Origin of the sequence: Mesorhizobium kowhaii, from assembly GCF_042431665.1 — a bacterium.
In the GTDB taxonomy this organism is placed as follows: Bacteria; Pseudomonadota; Alphaproteobacteria; order Rhizobiales; family Rhizobiaceae; genus Mesorhizobium; species Mesorhizobium kowhaii.
This window is the reverse complement of record NZ_JBHLYT010000072.1, coordinates 1-3628: the sequence shown is the minus strand read 5'-3', so window position 1 is coordinate 3628 and position 3628 is coordinate 1. Positions and strand designations below refer to the sequence as shown.

Here is a 3628-nt window from a genome sequence, read left to right as displayed (position 1 = left end):
CATCCTTGACCGCGAGAGGGCCGAAACACCGGGAGAGGCGTCTCTCGCGCCAGTTCGGCGAAGAGACAAATGCCTCAGACGGTGCAAATGATCGAAATTGAACGGCCGACCGCAATGTGCGTTGCGACCAATGGCGGACGGCTGACCATCCTTCCTTGCCGCTCGGACCAATCGATCTGGCGCGGAAGGACCTGGCGCGATGCAACATATGTTGCGCATGCTATGACGCTGCGCTAGGTAGGAGTTATGGCTGACGGACCTCTTTCTGAGCGATTGATCGGGGGCTTTGACACAATGTCGGAGCAGTTCCAATTGGCGGCCCGCTACATTATCGACCAACCGCACGACGTAGCGCTATTATCAATGCGCGATCAGGCCCGCCTGGCAGGGGTCCAGCCGGCTACCATGACGCGACTGGCCAAGCATCTTGGCCTCACCGGCTACGACGAACTTCGCGAAATCTATGCTGAGGCCGTTCGTAGCGGTGACTTCGGATTCGCCGGAAAGGCCGACGTGCAAGCGATCGCTCAAAGGCGTAAAGGCGATCACGGCCTTGCGCGCGAAATTCTCCGGGCGCAAGCTGCCGAGATTGTCCATCTAGCCGAGTCTCAACTTGATGCAATAGTATCAACGGCAAGACGCCTTGCATCCGCCAACTGCGTCTTCTGCGTCGGACTGAGATCGAGCCACGCAACTGCTTGGCATCTGCATTATATTCTTTCAATGATTGGGGAAAAGTCGGTCATGCTCGATGCGACCGGTGGCACCGGTTCGGATGCGTTGGCCCGTGCCTCCCGCAACGACGTGCTCTTCGCGACTAGTGTGTTCCCGTACACGCGCGTCACGGTTGAGATCGCTGAATATGCGCATAAACATCGCATACCTATCGTCGCCATTACCGACAGCGAGGTTGCTCCGCTCGCTCGTATTGCCGACGATGTCGTTCTTGTTCAGACGAAGAGTCCCTCGTTCTTTCATTCGATGACACCGGCGTTCGCGGTCGCTGAAGTGCTTGGTGCGTTGATCGCCGGACGGGGTGCGGAGGCTGCGCGTGAATCTCTACTCCGGTTCGATGCTCATCTCGCGGATCTCAACACACACTTGAAATCGAGAACTTGGACTCGAAAAGTCCGCGCGTCCCGATCGGCCTCTCCAACAACAACGAAAGTGGATGGCAATAGGCGTAAAACGATCCTGCCGAATCAGGACTGATGGCTATGGTTTGCAGGCTGCAACCGGCTCGGTCTCCCACCGCAAGGCCCATCCTGTGGCGGAGGCGGTCCGAGTGATGCTCATCATAAGTTTATTGGGTGGCGTGCCGTGCTGCAGCTGCTAGACAGTGATCTGATCCCCAGAAACTGGACCGTTCAGAATTGGAGTTTTCCGCTGTAGTTTCCCGGCTGGGAGAGGAGCGGAAGCGATGAAAGCATCGAAGTTTTCGGACGCGCAGAAGGCGTTCATTCTGAAGCAGGGAGCGGATGGGTTTCCTGTGGCGGAGATCTGCCGGAGGGCCGGGATCAGCCAGGCGACCTATTTCAACTGGAAGAAGAAATATGACGGGCTGCTGCCGACAGAGATGAAGCGGCTGAAGCAGCTCGAGGACGAGAACGGCAAGCTCAGAAAGCTGGTTCGCCGACCTGTCGCTGGACAAGGAGATGCTGCAGGACGTGATCCGTGACCTGAGACCCTTGTTCCCTCCAGTTCAGTGGAGAGTCCGGGGTTTCATTTCTGGCCTCATGCGGCCTGTTTTTCCAGTGCCATTTTCAAGGCGAATTCGCTGGGCGTGATGTTGCCCAGTGCTGAGTGTGGTCTGTGCCGGTTGTAGTCCTCCTTCCAGAGCTGGATCGCTGCCCGTGCTTCCGCGAGGGTGGAAAACAGCGTTTCGTTCAGGCATTCGTCGCGGAACCGGCCATTGAAGCTCTCCACGAAACCGTTCTGCATGGGCTTGCCGGGTGCGATGTAGTGCCATTCGACACCGCTCTCCTGGCACCATTTGAGGATGGCCATCGAGGTCAGTTCGGTGCCATTGTCGGAGACGATTGTGCAAGGCTTGCCGCGACGGGCGATGATAGCGTCCAGTTCCCGGGCCACGCGGGCACCTGACAGCGACGTATCTGCGACCAGCGCCAGGCATTCCCGCGTGAAGGCGAAGCTGCGAGATGATCGCCAGCCAGCCGTCGAACCCAACGACGTCTGGGCGATGGACTTCGTTCACGACCAGCTCGCGACGGGCAAGAAGATCCGGTCCTGACGGTCGTAGATACGTTCTCACGCTACGTGCCGGTGCTCGACCCACGCTTCAGTTACCGAGCCGAGGATGTGGTCAGGATGCTGGAACAGGTCTGCCCTAAGATCGGCTATCCAAAGACGATCCGGGTCGATCAAGGCTCGGAGTTCGTCTCCCGCGACCTCGATCTGTGGGCCTACACCAGGGGCGTCACGCTCGACTTCTCGCGACCGGGAAAGCCAACGGACAACGCTTACATCGAAGCCTTCAACGGCCGCTTCAGGGCGGAATGTTTGAACGCCCACTGGTTCCTGACGCTTGCCGACGCGGCCGAAAAGTTGGAGGATTGGCGCAGATACTACAACGAGGTGCGCCCACATGGCGCAATCGGGCACAAGGTTCCGATCTCGTTGATCAATCCCGATGGCGCCGTCAGCCCGCCATCGTGAAACAGCCGGAAAACTTCACCTGCCGGCGGTCCAAAGAATGGTATCGGATCAGAAACGGCCAAGGCTCTAATCGCCGCTGGAAGAATGTTCAGTGGCAGGTCAACAGCATCTGAATATTATTTGGCGGAGAATTGCAATCTTTGCCGGCCCAGGCCGGCATCAGGACGGCGCCGCCACAAAATCTCGTGCGACACATAAATGCGGGTCGAGCGCGAGCACCTGCTGCACCATCCGCGCCAGGCACTGTTGATCTCGCGGCGCATATCGGTCGCGCCGCAGCACTGGTAAATCCGGTCGGTCGGCACCTCCGTGATCACCTGGTCAACTCCGCCAAGACGATGCGCAGCGCTGTCGGATCGACGGTCCCGTCGATCGCAATCGCGCGCCGCTCGCAAAGGCCACGACGATCCTGCTGGCCGGGTCCGGGCAATCGGCGACGGGGCGTTCGACCTCGGGCAGATCGCTCACCTCGATGCGCGCGAAGGTCGCCATCGCCTGATCGGAATCAGGCTCGCCGCCAGCCATCTGCTTGCGCCAGGCATAGAGCTGTAATGGGGCTACGCCGAACGCTTGCGCGACCTCGGTCACCGACGACGAGACCGGTAATTTTTCTGGGGTTGAGCACGGATTGTTAGGCCCGAGCAGTTCATCACCGTCGCTTTGTTCGGAGAAGCAACGATGGCGGTGGAGTGGACAATCACAATCGAGGGAAAGAGCGAGTTCGGCGACGTTTGTCGTCGGGAGGTCCGGGTCGACAAGAGCTGGGAGCGCCTGTTCGACGGCGAAATCGGCCTGTCGATCGAAGACGGCAAGAAGATCATGACGGCGCTGCAGAGCGCGGTCGTAAACTGTCGAAGACGGTCGAAACCCGCTGATAAACGACGACAAGATCTGAAGCGCTGGAAGAGCAAAGGCGGCCGCCCGCGCGCTCTTCAACTAGCGCTGTAGCGGG

At 59.2% G+C, this 3628-nt stretch carries 3 protein-coding genes and 3 pseudogenes; 4 read left to right on the top strand and 2 right to left on the bottom strand.

The features are described from left to right. Positions 1-246 precede the first annotated feature (246 nt). Together ACFFNA_RS34010 and ACFFNA_RS34005 are read left to right on the top strand one after the other, a co-directional pair. Complete coding sequence (locus ACFFNA_RS34010) at positions 247-1212, top strand: MurR/RpiR family transcriptional regulator (protein WP_378924237.1); 966 nt, start codon at positions 247-249, stop codon at positions 1210-1212. A gap of 208 nt (positions 1213-1420) precedes the next feature. Further along, positions 1421-1691, top strand: a pseudogene (locus tag ACFFNA_RS34005) (transposase); the annotation flags it as partial. 43 nt (positions 1692-1734) lie between these two features. On the opposite strand, the pseudogene ACFFNA_RS34000 reads toward ACFFNA_RS34005, so the two are convergent. Then, positions 1735-2142: pseudogene (locus ACFFNA_RS34000) on the bottom strand (integrase core domain-containing protein); the annotation flags it as partial. Between ACFFNA_RS34000 and ACFFNA_RS33995 the strand changes: the two are divergent. After that, positions 2138-2676, top strand: a pseudogene (locus tag ACFFNA_RS33995) (integrase core domain-containing protein); the annotation flags it as partial. The pseudogenes ACFFNA_RS34000 and ACFFNA_RS33995 sit on opposite strands and share 5 nt — an antisense overlap. Positions 2677-2997: 321 nt before the next feature. On the opposite strand, the gene ACFFNA_RS33990 reads toward ACFFNA_RS33995, so the two are convergent. Further along, positions 2998-3264 (bottom strand): IS66 family insertion sequence element accessory protein TnpB, encoded by a 267-nt coding sequence (locus ACFFNA_RS33990; protein WP_378924235.1) that lies wholly within the window; start codon positions 3262-3264, stop codon positions 2998-3000. 90 nt (positions 3265-3354) lie between these two features. Here ACFFNA_RS33990 and ACFFNA_RS33985 point away from each other — a divergent pair, with 90 nt between their 5' ends. Then, positions 3355-3624 carry a hypothetical protein gene (locus ACFFNA_RS33985; RefSeq protein ID WP_378924234.1) on the top strand — a complete coding sequence of 90 codons (270 nt, stop codon included), beginning with the start codon at positions 3355-3357 and terminating at the stop codon, positions 3622-3624. Positions 3625-3628: the final 4 nt, after the last annotated feature.